The sequence below is a fragment of the Bradyrhizobium sp. Kon56 genome, from assembly GCF_055807635.1.
Map to the genome: position 1 here is coordinate 1 of NZ_JBVVOU010000311.1, position 306 is coordinate 306.

General features: G+C 64.7%; 1 protein-coding gene. It reads left to right on the forward strand.

Translation table 11 applies throughout. The features are described from left to right. Positions 1-25: 25 nt before the first annotated feature. The coding region (locus AC0L3B_RS39105) for a nucleotidyltransferase family protein (protein ID WP_473383073.1) at positions 26-306 on the forward strand (281 nt) is incomplete at its 3' end.

Consider the following 306-nt stretch of genomic DNA (forward strand, 5'->3'; position numbering starts at 1 on the left):
GCCCTTCGGTGACCAGCGAGCGGCCATGGCCTCGGGTGTCGAAGCGCAGCACCCGAAAATGTTCGATGAACGCCGGGACCCCCAGCTGCAGTCGGCCAGGCAAGGGGTGGACCGTTACCTGGTGGCGGGCACGTGCATCGCGTTGGATATTGCCACGGGAGAGGTGTATGCGCCGTACGGGTTGGCAGATGTGGAGCAGGGCGTGCTGCGCATTAACCCCACGCATGCGGAGCCGGAGCTGTTTTTGCACAAGGCCCGCAGTTATCAGGCGCGCTGGCCTTGGCTCAGGATTGTGCAACCGGGACC